Source organism: Collinsella sp. An268 (genome assembly GCF_002159765.1).
Lineage (GTDB): Bacteria > Actinomycetota > Coriobacteriia > Coriobacteriales > Coriobacteriaceae > Coprousia.
Genome location: NZ_NFJH01000004.1, coordinates 177,322 through 192,255 on the forward strand (window position 1 = coordinate 177,322; position 14,934 = coordinate 192,255).

Annotated in this window: 13 protein-coding genes; 4 read left to right on the forward strand and 9 right to left on the reverse strand. The window is 63.9% G+C overall.

Features of this window, described 5'->3' with window-relative positions:
- Nucleotides 1-24 precede the first annotated feature (24 nt).
- Complete coding sequence (locus B5F70_RS04870) at nucleotides 25-879, forward strand: MurR/RpiR family transcriptional regulator (RefSeq protein ID WP_087204435.1); 855 nt, start codon at nucleotides 25-27, stop codon at nucleotides 877-879.
- Nucleotides 880-1,029: 150 nt separating this feature from the next.
- Here B5F70_RS04870 and rplL read toward each other — a convergent pair whose 3' ends face one another.
- The 3 genes from rplL to B5F70_RS04885 all read right to left on the reverse strand — a co-directional run bounded on the left by rplL (nucleotide 1,030) and on the right by B5F70_RS04885 (nucleotide 2,923).
- Nucleotides 1,030-1,410 (reverse strand): 50S ribosomal protein L7/L12, encoded by a 381-nt coding sequence (rplL, locus tag B5F70_RS04875; protein ID WP_087204436.1) that lies wholly within the window; start codon nucleotides 1,408-1,410, stop codon nucleotides 1,030-1,032.
- A 100-nt stretch (nucleotides 1,411-1,510) separates the two neighbouring features.
- Nucleotides 1,511-2,032: a 50S ribosomal protein L10 gene (gene rplJ, locus B5F70_RS04880; RefSeq protein ID WP_087204437.1), complete on the reverse strand. Its 522-nt coding sequence runs from the start codon at nucleotides 2,030-2,032 to the stop codon at nucleotides 1,511-1,513.
- Nucleotides 2,033-2,338: 306 nt separating this feature from the next.
- Nucleotides 2,339-2,923, reverse strand: coding sequence for a uracil-DNA glycosylase family protein (locus B5F70_RS04885; RefSeq protein WP_087204438.1), 585 nt, complete (start codon nucleotides 2,921-2,923; stop codon nucleotides 2,339-2,341).
- A gap of 210 nt (nucleotides 2,924-3,133) precedes the next feature.
- Between B5F70_RS04885 and B5F70_RS04890 the strand changes: the two genes are divergently transcribed.
- Nucleotides 3,134-3,664, forward strand: coding sequence for an isochorismatase family cysteine hydrolase (locus B5F70_RS04890; protein WP_087204439.1), 531 nt, complete (start codon nucleotides 3,134-3,136; stop codon nucleotides 3,662-3,664).
- A 21-nt stretch (nucleotides 3,665-3,685) separates the two neighbouring features.
- On the opposite strand, the gene B5F70_RS04895 is transcribed toward B5F70_RS04890, so the two are convergent.
- Nucleotides 3,686-4,057, reverse strand: a complete 372-nt coding sequence (locus B5F70_RS04895) for a hypothetical protein (protein ID WP_087204440.1) — start codon at nucleotides 4,055-4,057, stop codon at nucleotides 3,686-3,688.
- Between the two features lie 227 nt (nucleotides 4,058-4,284).
- Nucleotides 4,285-6,642, reverse strand: a complete 2,358-nt coding sequence (feoB, locus tag B5F70_RS04900; protein ID WP_087204441.1) for a ferrous iron transport protein B — start codon at nucleotides 6,640-6,642, stop codon at nucleotides 4,285-4,287.
- A gap of 162 nt (nucleotides 6,643-6,804) precedes the next feature.
- Here feoB and B5F70_RS04905 point away from each other — a divergent pair, with 162 nt between their 5' ends.
- A complete protein-coding gene (locus tag B5F70_RS04905) occupies nucleotides 6,805-7,428 on the forward strand; it encodes an HAD family phosphatase (protein ID WP_087204442.1) in 624 nt (207 codons plus the stop codon).
- Between the two features lie 268 nt (nucleotides 7,429-7,696).
- On the opposite strand, the gene B5F70_RS04910 is transcribed toward B5F70_RS04905, so the two are convergent.
- Nucleotides 7,697-8,911, reverse strand: coding sequence for an aminotransferase class I/II-fold pyridoxal phosphate-dependent enzyme (locus B5F70_RS04910; protein ID WP_087204443.1), 1,215 nt, complete (start codon nucleotides 8,909-8,911; stop codon nucleotides 7,697-7,699).
- 161 nt (nucleotides 8,912-9,072) lie between these two features.
- A complete protein-coding gene (locus B5F70_RS04915) occupies nucleotides 9,073-10,047 on the reverse strand; it encodes an AraC family transcriptional regulator (RefSeq protein WP_158094932.1) in 975 nt (324 codons plus the stop codon).
- A gap of 158 nt (nucleotides 10,048-10,205) precedes the next feature.
- On the opposite strand from B5F70_RS04915, the gene B5F70_RS04920 reads away from it, so the two are divergent.
- Nucleotides 10,206-12,347 carry a TIM-barrel domain-containing protein gene (locus tag B5F70_RS04920; protein ID WP_158094933.1) on the forward strand — a complete coding sequence of 714 codons (2,142 nt, stop codon included), beginning with the start codon at nucleotides 10,206-10,208 and terminating at the stop codon, nucleotides 12,345-12,347.
- 253 nt (nucleotides 12,348-12,600) lie between these two features.
- On the opposite strand, the gene asnS is transcribed toward B5F70_RS04920, so the two are convergent.
- Nucleotides 12,601-14,040, reverse strand: coding sequence for an asparagine--tRNA ligase (asnS, locus tag B5F70_RS04925; RefSeq protein WP_087204445.1), 1,440 nt, complete (start codon nucleotides 14,038-14,040; stop codon nucleotides 12,601-12,603).
- 160 nt (nucleotides 14,041-14,200) lie between these two features.
- Nucleotides 14,201-14,755 (reverse strand): PTS glucose transporter subunit IIA, encoded by a 555-nt coding sequence (locus B5F70_RS04930; RefSeq protein WP_087204446.1) that lies wholly within the window; start codon nucleotides 14,753-14,755, stop codon nucleotides 14,201-14,203.
- Between the last annotated feature and the right edge of the window lie 179 nt (nucleotides 14,756-14,934).

The window sequence follows — 14,934 nt, forward strand, 5'->3', positions numbered from 1 at the left end:
TTGGTATTTCTGAGAGGGACGCCCATGACCATCGAAGAGCGCATCGCCCAAGCGGAGAACCTCACCCCCACCGAGCTCCAGCTCGCCCACGCGGTGTTGGACCTGGGGGCACGCCTTGGTGGCTACACGCTGGAGGAGCTCGCGCAGGCGACCTCGACCTCAAAGGCAAGCATCCAGCGCCTCTGCAAGAAGCTCGGCCTCTCCGGCTTTAAGGCGCTCAAACTGGAGATGGGAAAGATTCAAGCCGCGCGACCCGAGCCCATTGCCACGGTCGACGTGAACTTCCCCTTTGCCCCGGGCGATACGCAGCGCACCATCGTCGCCAACATGTCCACGCTCTACGAGACCACGGTTGCCGACACGGTAAAGCTCCTGGAGCCCAGCGAGCTCGAGCGGGCCGCTCGCCTTGTCTCCCAGGCAAAGAGCGTAGAGATGTACACCGGCTCGCACAATGTCTACCCGGCGCAGATGTTTGAGGAACGGCTGCTCTCGGCCGGCAAACGCGCCGTCTGCCCGCTTTCGGGTGAGCGTATGAGCAGGCTCGCCCTCGCCTCAGATAAGACGCATGCGGCCATCATCATCAGTTACTCGGGCCTGCAGGCGAGCTATCGGCGCATCATCTCGGTGCTGAGGGAACAGGGCACGCCCATCATCCTCGTGGGCTCGCAGCGGGCTCGCCGGGCGCTGCCGAGCCTCGACGCCTATCTCATGGTGAGCGATCGCGAGAGCCTGCAGCACCGCATCACGCAGTTTGCGAGCCATATCGCCGTGCAGTTTGTACTCGACTCGCTCTTTTGCTGCGTGTTTGCGCGAGACTACCGCAAGAACATGGCGTTTCTGCAACGCTCGCTCCCCTATACGGCGCTGCGCTCCCGTTAACCGCGCGGGGGTGCGCATGCATAAAACGACCCCGTCCCCAAATGTGCGTTCGCTCGGCAGCAGAAAGGGGCCGAAGGCAATCGCCTTCGGCCCCTTGTATACGACCGCCGGTGTTATGCGGCCGCGAGCAGGTACCAGACCCGCAAGAAGTTACTTGATGGAGACGGCAGCGCCGGCAGCCTCGAGCTTCTCCTTGGCAGCGTCGGCGTCCTCCTTCTTGACACCCTCGAGAACGGCCTTCGGAGCGCTCTCGACGACCTCCTTGGCCTCCTTGAGGCCAAGGCTGGTGAGCTCGCGGACGACCTTGATGACCTGGATCTTGTTGTCGCCGAAGCCCTCGAGCACGACGTCAAACTCGGTCTTCTCCTCCTCCTCGGCGGCGCCGGCAGCCGGGCCAGCGGCCACGACGGCAGCCGGAGCAGCAGCGGACACGCCGAAGGTGTCCTCGATCATCTTGACGAGCTCGGAAGCCTCGAGAAGGGTCATTTCCTTGAGGGCCTCAATGATCTCCTCATTGGTAAGCTTAGCCATGGTGCAAATCCTTTCGGTTCCCGCGCCTCCGTGGCGCGGAGCTTAAAAACTACGGTGCGGCACGAATGCCACGTGCGCGGTCGCCCGCGCGGGACGCCTGTTAGGCGGCCTTCTGCTCGGAGATCTGGGAAATCTGGCGAGCAAGACCCGAAGAGACGCCGTTGACGCACACGGCGATGTCGCGGGCGAAGCCGTTGATGAGACCGGCGATCTGACCGAGCAGCTGGTCCTTGGTCGGCAGGTCGGCGATAGCGCTGACCTCCTCGGCCGTGACAGCCTTACCCTCGGAGATACCACCGCGGATCTCGAGAACACCCTTGGACTTCTGCGCAAACTCCTTGAGGACCTTGGCAGACTCCACCGGCTCGTTCTCATAGAACACATAGGCGACGGGGCCGACGAGGATATCGTCGATCTCCGGCTGCTCCTGGTTCTTGAGGGCAAGACGGACGAGGTTGTTCTTGTAGACCTTCATCTCGGCGCCGGCCTCACGGAGCTTGTGGCGCAGGTCCTCGGACTGCTTGACCGTAAGACCACGGTAGTTCACCACAAACACGCCGTTGTTGGCCTCGACACGCTGCTCGATCTCGGCAACCTTCTCGATTTTGTATGCTGCGGGCATGGGTACACCTCCTTCTCGTTCTTTTCCGGGCACGACCCGTGCAGGACGTGACGGGGATGCCTCGAAAAAAGAAACCCCCGTGCTGCAAGAGCGACGGGGGCGAGAAGCAAGTCTTGGCTCTCAACCACCTCGGCTGGCGGGTTGCCCCTTTGAGCGTTGGAACCTTGCGGCCCCGCGGCACCGGCTGTCTCTGGCAGCGGAATCGTGCGTTAACGCGACATAGTATCGGAAATGACGCGGGCCGTGTCAAGGGCCGCACGGGGTGCACACATCTCCACGGGAGTGCGGGCGAGCCAAAAAACGCGGCTAGCGCCGGCAGCCGGGGCGCGCGCCGCCGGGCCCGTCGGACACCGCGAGCGCCGCCGTCCAGCGCTCTACCAGACGCTCGGTGCTCCAGCTCGCGTTGGCAGGGCTCGTCGAGGGCAGCACCTCTGCCGCGAGCCCCGTCCGCCCCTCCAGATACCTGTGCCAGAGACGGCCCGCCGTCGCGCCGTTGGCAAACACGCGCTCGATGGGCGCCGCCCGGGTTATGCGCTCGATGCGCGCGGGCACCACGTTTTTGATGCTCGCATCGGACGAGCCCTTGATGTCGCAGCTCTCGATCACGTCCCACAGCGCTATGCCGTGCTCGATAAGAAGCCTGCGCTTGGCCCCGATGGATTCCGCGAGCGTCGACGGCGTGCCCTTTGGCCCCTGCGGCTCCCCCTCGCGGGGCGGCACCGGCTCCCCCACAACCGCCGCGATCACACGCCAGAAGCGGTTCTGCGGATTGCCGTAATAGAAGCTGTTCGCACGGGAGAGCACCGATGGAAACGAGCCCACGATGAGGATGCGCGCACGCGCGTCGAACACCGGCTCGAAACCGTGCTCGATGTGCTGATACACCGCCATGCCGCCCCTCCCTCGCCCTCGTTCGCCGCACACGGCGCACCGGCGCCGCATGCGCGCCAGCCTTTCCGGTTACCGCCGCTTTGCCATGCCGCCATCTTAGCGCGAAGTGTCCCGCGGTACCGTAGAATGGCGGTAACGGCCGCGCTCGGCGGCATCAATTCACGGGATGCGCATCGGCCGCGGCGCGCTCCCCCGTCTTTGGAGGACCTTATGGCCAACCGGTATCTCATCGTTATCGATATGCAGAACGACTTTGTGGACGGTGCCCTCGGCACACCCGAGGCGGCCTCGATCGCCGACGCCGTGGTCGAGAAGGCCCGTGCCTTCGACGGCGAGGTCGTCTTTACCTACGACACGCACGGGCAGGACTACCTTGACACGCAGGAGGGCGCGAACCTGCCCGTCCCCCACTGCATCAAGGGCACACGGGGCTGGGAGCTCATCCCCGCCCTCGACACCGTCCGGCGCGAACGGGAGGCGCGGTCCTTTGAGAAGCCGACGTTTGGCTCGACGGAGCTCGCGCGCTGGCTCGCCGCGCAAAACGAGGCGGACCCCATCGAGAGCATCGAGCTCGTCGGCGTGTGCACCGACATCTGCGTCGTCTCCAACGCGCTTCTCATCAAGGCGGTCCTCCCCGAGGTGCCCGTGAGCGTGGATGCGGCGCTCTGCGCGGGCGTGACACCGGCGGCGCACGACGCAGCGCTCGCAACCATGCGAAGCTGTCAGGTCGCCGTCAAGTAGGCGATCACGGGCCAGAGGGGGCTATGCGGTGAGGAGCTCGCGGCCATCGAGCCCGCCGTCCGCCGCCAGGGCGCGCGCGTAGTGGCGCAGCGCATGGACGAGCCGGTAGGAGCGGGCGACGAGCCACGCGTGCATGCCGTGCATCTGCGGCGATACCACTATCTGCGAAATGGCCATAGGGTCATCGGCGTCCTCGGGGTTCTGCGCGTGCAGCGAGATGAACCCCCAGACCCGCCCCTCGGCATCCTCGGCCACGAGATTGACATCGCGCGCCGAGCCGAGAAGCGCCCCGTAGGCACGCTCGAAAGTCGGGTACGGGCATTGTGTCCCCTTGGCACAGCACACCAGTCGGAACACACGAGCGCCATCGGCAGAAGTAGCAAGACGAATCATGATTGCCCTCCTTTCGAGCACACCGCCCACGGCGGCCCGCATCGGCGAACATGCACCGCAGGCTTGTATCTATCGTTACCGCCCTTTATTTCCAACAGAGAACCGGTGTGTAACGACCGTGCAAACGGTAGGAGATACTCCGTGAACGGCAGGAAGAGGACATCTGCCTTGGGGCACGGACACGCGGGGCATCGGGCGCGCCGGTGCCCCTGAGGCGAGGGGCGCGCCTACGCGAGGCCGAGCGCCATCCCGACGAGGCGGACCAGAAGCGCGACCACCCACGCCACACCGCACTGCATGGCTATGACCGCCCACATCATCTTGGTGCCGAGCTCGTTCTTTACCGCCGAAACCGCCGCCACGCACGGCGTGTAGAGCAGGGTGAACGTGAGGAAGCCAAACGCGGTGAGCGGCGTGAACAGCCCCACGAGCGCCGCCGTCGAGCCGCCCATGAGGACGGTAAGCGTCGCAACGACGTTCTCCTTCGCACCAAAACCGGCCGCAAGCGCCGCCGCAGCCATCCAGTTGCCAAAGCCGAGCGGGGCGAAGACGGGGGCGAGCAGCGCCCCCACGCCGGCGAGCATGCTATCCGCCTGGTCTGCCACCACGTTGAAGCGGATGTCGAAGGTCTGGAGAACCCAGATGACCACGCTCGCCACAAAGATGATGGTAAACGCCTTGGTGGCGAAGCCCTTAGCCTTGTCCCACGCCAAACGAAGCGTCGTCTTGGCGCTCGGCAGGCGGTAGTTGGGGAGCTCCATCACAAAGGGCACCGGATCGCCGCGGAAGGCCGTCCCCTTGAGCACGAGCGCCACCACCACGCCCACGACCATGCCCATGACATACATCGCGAGCATGACGGCGGGCGCCGCCTCGGGGAAGAACGCCCCTGCGAAGAGGGCGTAGACCGGGAGCTTTGCCGAACAGCTCATAAAGGGCGTCAGCATGACCGTCATCTTGCGGTCGTGCTCGGAGGGCAGGGTGCGCGTGGCCATGATGGCGGGCACCGAGCAGCCGAACCCGATGAGCATGGGCACGAAACTCCTGCCGGAAAGGCCGATCTTGCGCAGCAGCTTGTCCATCACAAACGCGACGCGGGCCATATACCCCGAGTCCTCGAGGATGGAGAGCAGCAGGAACAGCACGACGATGATGGGCAGAAACGAGAGCACGCTCCCCACGCCGGCAAAGACGCCGTCTATCACGAGGGCGTGCACCACCGGGTTGGTCCCAAAATCGGTGAGCGCCACGTCGACCACGCCGGTAAACCAGTCAATCCCCGCGGCGAGCAGGTCGGATAGGCGCTGGCCGATGACGTCGAACGTAAGCCAGAACACGAGCGCCATGATACCGAGGAAGACGGGAATAGCGGTGTACTTGCCGGTGAGGATACGGTCGGCAGCGACGCTGCGCTTGTGCTCGCGGCTCTCGCGCGGCTTCACCACACAGCGCTCGCAGACGCTCTCGATAAAGGAGAAGCGCATGTCCGCGAGTGCCGCCAGACGGTCGACGCCCGCCTCGTCCTCCATCTGGGAAATGATGTGCTCGATCGCATCGAGCTCGTTTTCATCGAGCGCAAGCGCCTCGGTGACGAGCCGGTCGCCCTCGATGAGCTTGGTTGCGGCAAAGCGCGCCGGAATCTTTGCGGCCGCCGCATGGTCGTAGATGAGGTGGATAAGACCGTGGATGCAGCGGTGGAGCGCGCCGCCGTCGGGTCCGTCCTCGGCGCAGAAATCGATGCGGCCCGGGTGCTCGCGAAAGCGCGCAACGTGAAGGGCGTGCTCGACAAGCTCGTCGATACCCTGGTTCTTGGCGGCCGAGATGGGCACGACGGGAATGCCCAGCGCCGCCTCGAGCGCATTCACGTCGACGGTGCCGCCGTTGGCCGAGACCTCGTCCATCATGTTGAGCGCGAGCACCATGGGACAATCGAGCTCCATGAGCTGGAGCGTCAGGTAGAGGTTGCGCTCTATATTGGTGGCGTCAACGATGTTGATGATCGCGTTGGGATGCTCCTCCAAGATGAACCGGCGGCTCACCACCTCCTCGCTCGTATACGGCGAGAGCGAGTAGATGCCGGGCAGGTCGGTCACCGTGGCGTTGGTGTGCCCGCGGATCTGGCCGTCCTTGCGGTCGACGGTGACGCCGGGAAAGTTGCCCACGTGCTGGTTGGAGCCGGTGAGCTGGTTGAAAAGCGTGGTTTTGCCGCAGTTCTGGTTGCCGGCGAGCGCAAAGCTGAGCGGAGCGCCCTCGGCGAGCGCCGCGCCCTCGCGCCGCGGGCGCGCCGGCTCCTCGCCAAGCGCCGGATGCGCGGTCTGCGCAGGCGCGGCTCCCCGGGCGGGCAGGTCGTGTGCATCGTGAACGTCGCGCAGGCTGATGCGGGCGGCGTCGTCGCGCCGGAGCGTGAGCTCGTAGCCCCTCAAGCGAATCTCCATGGGATCGCCCATAGGGGCAAGCTTGATCATGGTGACCTCGATACCAGGCGTAAGGCCCATATCGAAGATATGCTGTCGAAGCGACGGGTCGTCACAGTCCACGGACGCAACGATGGCATCCTTGCCAATCTCGAGTTCATCGAGCGTCATGCTCGGTCCCCCATCCCTATTAATTGCCCCAGCCGCGTGTGCGCCGGGTATCAGTATCACGTGATTCCGCCTTACTATACACACCTAGGCAAACTTTCGCGACGGCGCTCGCCAATCGTTATCATATTTTTGTACGGGACAACACGCCCTCAGGAGGAGCCCATGAACGCAGCCGCTCGCCCCATCAAAAACATCGTCTTTGACATGGGCAACGTGCTCATGACCTTCAACGGGCCGCACTTTGCGACGCGCTTCTCTGATAACGACCAGGACGCCGCGCTCTTGCAGGCGGCATACTTTGGCCGCGGCGAATGGGCGCTCCTCGACGCGGGTGTCATCGGCTACCCCACCATGATGCGCATCGCCGAGGCGCACCTGCCGGAGCGGCTCTGGCCCAACCTGCACGATATGGCGGCGCACTGGGCACGCTACTCCGAACCTATCCCTGAGGTAAACGACCTTGCCCGGCGCCTCTACGAGCAAGGCTATGACCTCTACCTGCTTTCGAATGCTGGCACCCGTATCGATGAGCAGCTCGACCACTGCCCCGCCTACCCTCTCATGAAAGGGCGTGTGGTCTCCGCCGAGGAAAAGCTCATGAAGCCGGACCCCGCCATTTACGAGCTGCTTTGCAAGCGCTACGGGCTCGTACCGGCGGAATGCCTCTTTGTCGACGACAACGCGGACAATTGTGTGGGCGCCAAGGTGGTGGGCATGCAGGCGTTCCACTTCACGGGCGATGTCGCGGCGCTCGCTGCGGCGATCGGCGTGTCACCGCAACGATAAAACCTTCAAACGAGGCTTGGCGCGCGGTGGGCCGTGGTCGCTCTGCGCAAAAATTGATTTGCTGACCCTTTTGAAGGCTCTATCTATAAAATAACCCCCTGCTTATCTGGGCTTTTGTTACCCAAAAGAGTGCCCTTTGCCCACCGGGGCGAAAGGGCACTAAAGAAATCCCAGCTCATTGGGGCTCACGGGAGGTCAGCAAACGCATTTTGCGCAGAGGGGTGTCATTCGCTCCGCGCGGCACATCCTACCCCGATCGCGAACGCCCCTACGCGTTGAACACGTAGCGGTCGAGGCGCTCGAACGCCTCCTGCACGCGCGAAAGCGGCAGCGCGAGGTTCACGCGGATATGGCAGGGGCCGTGGAAGGGGCGACCGTCCTGATAGTCGACGCCCACGCGCCAGCCCTCGGTAAGCAGCCAGTCGACGTCGCGCTCATGTGCGGCGCACCATTCGGTGCAGTCGAGGAAAAGCATGTAGGTGCCCTCGGGCTTGGTTACGCGCACGCCCTCGAAGTGCTCGTCGATATAGCGGCACGCCCAGTCAACGTTTTTGCCCAACACCTCGCACAGCTCATCGACCCACTCGTAGCCCTCCGGCTTGTAGGCGCCAATGAGGGCGTGCATGGAGAGCACGTTCATCTCGTTGTAGTGCGCCTTGGACGAGGCGGCGACCACGCGATCGCGCAGGTAGTCGTTGTAGATGATGTGGTAGCTTCCCACAAGTCCCGCGAGGTTGAAGGTCTTGCTCGGCGCATAGAGGGCAACCGTGCGCTGGAGTGCGTCTTCGGAGACCGACTGGGTGGGCGTGTGGGTGTGCCCGGGAAGAATGATGTCGGACCAAATCTCGTCCGAAATGACCACGCAGTCGTACTTGCGGTAGAGCTCCATCGCCTGCTCGAGCTCGGTGCGCTCCCATACGCGTCCGCAGGGGTTGTGCGGCGAGCACATCACCGCGACGTGAATCTTGTGCTCGGCGAGCTTGCGCTCCATGTCGGCGTAGTCCATGCGCCAAACGCCCGCTTCGTCCTGCACGAGCGGCGAGTGCACGATCTTGAAGCCGGCGTTCTCGATGCTGCCGGTAAAGCCGATGTAGGTGGGGCTATGCAGCAGCACCGCATCGCCCGGACGTGCGAACGCCTGGAGCGTCGACACCACACCGCCGAGCACGCCGTTCTCGTAGCCGATATGCTCAGGGCGTAGGCCGGTGACGCCGTTGCGGGTCTCGTGCCAGCGGATAATGGACTGGAAGTACTCGTCACGCGGCTCGAAGTAGCCGAAGTGCGGCTGACGGGCGCGCTCGATAAGCGCCTCGGGCACGGTAGGAACCACAGGGAAGTTCATGTCGGCGACCCACATGGGGATGGCGTCGAAGCCCTCGGCGGGCTTGGTGGGTGCCATGCCGGCCGGCGTGTCGGTCAGGCCGTCCACCGCAACGGCATCCTGCCCGCGGCGGTCCATGATGGTCGTGAAATCGTACTTCATGCGCTCCCTCTTCCGTACCTAGCCGCACCGGGCGGCAAGTCTTCGTGCGACACAAACGCTATTTTTGCCAGCCAGTGATGCAAAGTCAACGCCTTCAAGAAAGCAGCCGCAGGGGCGTCGGTGACCCACCGAGCGCCAGCCGTTTGCCGGGCGTCCTCTATCTACCTGCCGCCGGCAACCTGCAGGGTACCGGTCGCGTCCGCCTCATCCGGCACCGCAAGCGTGTCCTCCACGCGCAATCTGCCGACCTCGATTGCCTGGTAATGCTCGTGGTTCGCCCGGTAGCTCCCGAGCACCGTCTTACGGTACCGCTGGGGCGAGACCTCCTTGAACTCCTTGAATTTCTTGATGAAGTAGCTCGTGGACTGGAACCCGCACGAAAGGCCGATATCGATAATCGAGCGGTCGGTATCCAACAGCTCGTCGCAGGCTCGCTCGATGCGATAGCGGTTGATAAAGGCCGTGGGAGTGAGACCGGTCGCACGCTTGAAGAAGCGCGAGAAGTACTGCGGCTGGTAACCGCTCACCTGGGCGAGCGTGGCGCTTGATATCTGCTCGGCGTAATGGTCCTGCACGTAGCGAACCGCCCGCTCCGCTGCCGCGAGGCTGTGACGGTCGCGCTCGTTTTCCACGAGGCTCCCGGTGCGGACGATTTCCTGGAAGATGCGCAGCAGGCAAATCCGCACGTCAAGCGTAAAACACGGGGGTAGATCGCGGCAGTCGGAGAGAATCTGCTCAAACGCCGCGCCGATGGCGCCGCCCTCGTCGCGCACCGGGTTTCTCACCGTCAGGGTACCAGCGCGGTACGGGTCGATATAACGGCGCGATGCAACGTCTGCCTGCGCAAACTCCAAAAGCCCACCGTCAAATACAATCACAAAGAGGTGGCAGTCGCTCACGGCGCTGTAGCGGTGAAGGGTGCGGGGCTCAACGGCAAAGAGCTCGCGGGCGCCCACGCGGCGCGTGCTGCCGTCCTCAAACACGTCAATCGCACCCTCGGCTACATAGACCCACTCCACCTCATCGTGCCAGTGGATGTAGCCGATGTCGCACCCCGCTTGGGCACGCTGGTCAAAGGTATCAAGCGGAAAAAGGTCCGACCCGTGTTCCCTACCCTCTTTGAGGCGAGCGAGCATATGCACCGTCCTCCATGCCAAAAAGTCATAATCGTTATAGTTATACCGCCGAATCACGCAAGAATCCACCCGGCTCTCTGGGGTATCTTGTGGCGCAACATCCCACGTACAGCCAAGGCGCATCGCCGAGGCGCAGAGACAAGAAAGGTGTGGCGGCCATGATCGTTCGCTATCGTTTTGGACAACCCATCGAGACAGATGCCGTGCTTACAAAGCCTGCGGCCGAGACAGGCGAGGTGCGCCGCTTCACCGTGCATCGCCCCGGCGAGCCCGTCGAGCACGAGCACGACCGCTCAACCGAGGTAAGCAACCCCGGCGAGGTGGAGGGAAACCCGCTCGACGCCAGCAACCTCACCGATCTGCTCTTCTTCACCTACACGATGGATCCCGATGACATCGTCTACGGTCTTGGCGAGCAGGTGCGCGGCATCAACAAGCGCAACTTTACCTACGTTTCGCGCTGCATGGACAACGCGCGCCACACCGAGGACCGCCACAGCCTCTACAGCGCCCACAACTTCTTTATCGTGAGCGGGCGCGAGACCTTCGGCGCCTTCTTTGACACCGCGGGCATCATCTCCTTCGACATGGGCGAGACCGACATTGATCGCATCCAGGTCGCGCTCGAATACCCCGACTGCGACCTCTACCTTATCGAGGGCGAGGACCCCACCGACATCGTCCGCCAGTTCCGCGCGCTCGTGGGCAGAAGCTACATCCCGCCCAAGTGGGCCTTCGGCTACCAGCAGAGCCGCTGGGCCTATAAGACGGAGGATGACTTCCGTGACATCGCGCGCCGCTACCGCGAGGCGGGCATCCCCCTCGATGCCATCTACATGGACATCGACTACATGGAGCGCTACAAGAGCTTCACCGTCGACCGCGAGCGTTTCCCACACTTTGAGAAGCTCACCGCCGAGCTCAAGGGCGACGGCATCCACCTCGTTCCCATCATCGACGCGGGCCTCAAGGTCGAGCCGGACTACGACGTGTACGAGGAGGGCGTGGCCGAGAACCGCTTCTGCAAGAACGCCGCCGGCGAGGACTTCACCCTCGGCGTGTGGCCCGGCCACTGCCACTTGGTCGACGTCATGGACCCCGACAACCGCCGTTGGTTTGGCGACCAGTACAAGAAGCTCCTCGACCTCGGGATCGACGGCTTCTGGAACGATATGAACGAGCCCTCAATCTTCTATACCGAGGAACGCCTCGCCGAGGCGTACGCCAAGGTGGACGAGCTGCGCCAGGGCGAGCTCGACCTCAACACGTTCTTTGACATGGTCGCCACCTTCTCTGGCCTTTCCAACAACCCCGCCGACTACGAGCTCTTCTACCACACCATCGACGGCAAGCGCGTGCGCCACGACCGCGTGCACAACCTCTATGGCTCGAACCTCTCGCGCGCCGCGGGCGAGGCGTTCTGCCGTCTCTCGCCCGAGAAGCGTATCCTGCTCTTCTCGCGCAGCTCCATGATCGGCATGCACCGCGTGAGCGGCATCTGGACGGGCGACAACATGGCATGGTGGTCGCACCTGAGGCTCGCCGTCTGCCAGATGCCGGGCATCCAGATGTGCGGTTTCCTCTACTGCGGCCCCGACCTCGGCGGCTTTGGCAGCGATACCAACGAGGAGCTCATGACGCGCTGGTTGCAGTTCTCGGTCTTCACCCCGCTTATGCGCAACCACTCCGCGAGCCGCCGCGCACAGGAGCTCGACACGTTCAAGCACGTCGATACCATGCGCCACATCGTGGAGCTGCGCTACGCGCTTCTCCCCTACCTCTACAGCGAGTTTGTAAAGGCATCGCTTGCCGATGATCTCTACTTCAAGCCGCTCGCCTTTGAGTTTGCAGGCGACGAGCGCGCACGCCGCGTCGAGGACCAGCTGCTTGTGGGCGAGTCCCTTATGATCGCGCCCGTGATCGAGGAGAACGCGCGCGGCCGCATGGTGTACCTACCCGAGCCCATGCGCATGGTGCGCTACCGCGCGCTTGATGACTACGACACTGAGAACCTCGCCGCGGGCGACCATTACGTGAGCGCCGACCTCAACGAGATGGTCTTCTTCATCCGCCCCGGGCACGCGGTGCCCGTTGCAAAGCCCGCGCCGAGTACGCAGGCGATGGACTTCGACCATCTGCGCGTGCTCGCCAACCCGGGCGACGCCGAGCGCATCACCTACACGCTCTACGACGATGACGGCTACACCACCGATATCGACGCGCCCGAGCACTTCCATACCATCGAGGTGACCGCGAGCGGCGCCCGCTGTGCCACCAAGCAGGTCGAGCTCATCGGCTAGGCGCGACCGCACCCGTTAGCCAACGCGACCACGCCCGGTTGCGAACGCGGCCACGCCCGACCGTGAAAACAGGCCTCCCCGGCGCCGCCCACAAGGGCACAGCGCCGGGGAGGCCATTCTCATCCCGCCCAAAGTTACGGCCCCCAGGTGCCGTAGATTCGTCCGAAAGAGGAGGGAGCACGCCTTAGGGCGGCGACCGACGATTGAGGACGAAGATACGGTGCCTAGAGGGGCCGTTCTGGTTGAGGGGAGTTTAAAACTCGGCGTTACCGACGGTCCGCGGATGCGGAATGACGTCGCGGATGTTGCCCACACCCGTGAGGTACATCACGAGGCGCTCGAAGCCAAGGCCAAAGCCCGCGTGCTTGCAGGTGCCAAAGCGGCGCAGGTCCAGATAGTACTTGTACTGCTCGGCGTCCATACCGAGCTCGGCGATACGGCGCTCGAGCACGTCCAAGCGCTCCTCACGCTGGCTGCCACCGATGATCTCGCCGATGCCGGGCACCAGGCAGTCCGCCGCGGCGACCGTCTTGCCGTCGTCGTTCAGGCGCATGTAGAAGGCCTTGATCTCGGCCGGGTAATCGGTCACGAAGGTCGGCTTCTTAAAGTGCTGCTCGGTGAGGAAGCGCTCGTGCTCGGTCTGCAGGTCGATGCCCCAGCTCACGGGGTAGTCGAACTTGTGGCCGGCAGCGACGGCCTCCTCCAGAATCTCGATGGCCTCGGTGTAGGTCACACGGGCGAAGTCGGAGCTCGCCACGTGCTCCAGGCGCTCGATCAGGCCCTTGTCCACAAAGCGGTTGAGCATGCCGAGCTCATCGGGGCACTTCGCCTGTACGTCGCGGATGACGCGCTTGAGCATGGCCTCAGCAAGGTCCATATCGTCGGCAAGATCTGCAAAGGCGATCTCGGGCTCGATCATCCAGAACTCGGCGGCGTGGCGGGTGGTGTTGGAGTTCTCGGCACGGAACGTGGGGCCAAAGGTGTAGACGTCGCCAAAGGCCATGGCAAAGTTCTCGGCGTTGAGCTGGCCGGAGACCGTAAGCGAGGCCGGCACGCCAAAGAAGTCCTGGCTCCAGTCAACATCCCCCTCGGTGAGGGTGCCGCCCGAGGCGGCGGCCTGCTCGGCCGTCACGCGCGGCGGGTTTGCCGGGTCGATGGTGGTCACGCGGAACATCTCGCCCGCACCCTCGCAGTCGCTTGCGGTGATGATGGGGGTGTTGACGTAGACAAAGCCGCGCTCCTGGAAAAACGCGTGAATCGAGGCGGCAGCGACGCTGCGCACGCGGAACACCGCGCGGAAGAGGTTCGTGCGGGGACGCAGGTGCTGCTGGGTGCGCAGGAACTCGACGGTGGCGCGCTTCTTCTGCAGCGGGTAGTCCGGCGCCGAGGGACCCTCTACGCGGATGGTCTCCGCCGTGAGCTCAAAGGGTTGCTGCGCCTCGGGCGTGAGCTTGACCGTGCCCGTGCAGACGAGCGCCGCCGAGACGTTCTGGTGCGCGATTTCGTCGTAGTTGGCGAGCGCATCGCGGTTCATAACGACCTGCAGGTCGCGGAAGCAGCTGCCGTCGTTGATGGTGACAAACCCAAAGTTCTTCATGTCGCGGACGGACTTGACCCATCCGGCGACGGTGACGCTTTTACCGCCAAATTCCTCGGCATCCGCGTAGAGCTGCGCGATCTTGGTGCGATCCATACGATTCCTTTCCGAGCCCGCCGTGCGGGCGATGTTGTGCGCACACCATGATAGCAGGTGCGACCGACAAGGCGCGACCGAAGCGCGCGTGACAACACGGCGCCCCGACGGAGACGTGCCGTCGGGGCGCCAGGGTTCAGGGTAAAGAGCGCTGTCGCCGTTAGCGAATGACGAGCAGCGGGTCGCCGATCTTTACGAGGGAACGGTCGCCGATGAGCGTGTTGGAGACGGCGGCATGCTCGATGTGCCCCACCTGGGGTGCATTGGACACCACCACGGTCACCACATCCTCAAAACCGGCGTCCTTGATCGCCGCGGAATCGAACCCAATGAGCGGCGTGCCGGCACGGACCTCGTCGCCCTGGTTGACATAGCTGGTGAAGCCCTTGCCGTTCATCGCCACGGTACCCAGGCCGATATGGATGATAACCTCGGCGCCGGTCGTGGTAAGAAGGCCGATGGCATGGTTGGTGACGGTCGTCATGACCACACGGCCGTCTGCCGGCGCGTAGATAGCGTCACCGACGGGCAGGATGCCGTAGCCCTCGCCCAGCAACTTGGAGGAGACGATCTCATCGTTAATCTCCTCGATGCTCACGAGCACGCCCGAGACCGGAGCGTACACGGTATCCGGTCGCACGGCAAACGTCGCCTGCTCGGGGCGATAGGCTTCCTCGGACGTACCGGTCTTTCTGATCTTGTCCCACAGCTTCATGGAGGCCTCCTCGCCATACCAGAGCGGTTGAGCCGCTCGTTGTCGCTGAGCGTTTTGCTCGCCTCTATCTTACTCAAGCTCTAGACGCTATTCCATACAGTTCCCTAACATTCGCGGCGGACGGTGGTGGCACAATACATAACCGTGAGAAACCACCGCGCCCGGCAGCGCCCGCGCGG